Annotated in this window: 1 protein-coding gene; it reads right to left on the bottom strand. The window is 28.8% G+C overall.

Annotated elements, in window-relative coordinates; all coding sequences use genetic code 11:
• Nucleotides 1-395, bottom strand: a 395-nt coding sequence (locus tag ACYUE0_RS17695) for a cell wall-binding repeat-containing protein (RefSeq protein ID WP_460271935.1), incomplete at its 3' end; no start/stop codon positions are given.
• Between the last annotated feature and the right edge of the window lie 445 nt (nucleotides 396-840).

Here is an 840-nt window from a genome sequence, read left to right as displayed (position 1 = left end):
CCAATTTGTTTTAAATAGTTAATATAATTATTGTTTATATTTTTTTCTCCACCTAATAGATATACTTTTCCATTAGGATTTAATCTTGATTGAATAAATGCTATTTGTTCCATACTAGTTTTAGGATCATAATCAACTAAAATTATAGGAGCATTATATTTTTTAGAAAGTATAGAACCTGTTAATGCATCTGGATAATCTTTTCCACTTGCAAGTATTACGGCATCTACACTTTCATCTCCTACAAATTTTTTTCCGATTTCAATAGATGTTCCATATCTATCACTACCATTTATTCTAGTAACCCTATTATTAGCAGCATATGCATTGATAGGTGTAGAGCAAACTCCTGCAACCATAGCACTTATCAATAAACAAGTTATCTTTTTCTTCATGACTCAACCACCCCTTTTATACCTTACATGATTATAAATATATGTTAACAAAATTTACAACTTATGTAAATGAAATTGATAGCTTTAAATAAAGAACTTTTTGTATAAATTTATAAAGCAAATTACATTCTTTTTTAAATCATTTTCAGAAAGTGGTTACCACTTTCATCCTCAACTTTTAACTATTACTTTTTAACTATTAACTATCTTAAGGACTGGCTTTGATTGCTTTAGGTTTTGTTAATACCTTTTAGATTTCACTGTGAAAATAACCTATGGAAAATATACTTAGCTACGCCTGTCCTTCTTGTTACGGCTGTGCACTTTGAATATAGCTTTTGTTTGGTTTTATATCCTAAACTCAAATTTTACTCCCTCTAATTCAAAGAAACTGGTAGTCCAGTTTCCTCCAACATTGTCAATTGTCCTTTGTCCATTGTCAATT

It is taken from the genome of Clostridium sp. CTA-19 (assembly GCF_054767855.1).
This window is presented reverse-complemented; position numbering and strand designations above follow the sequence as displayed.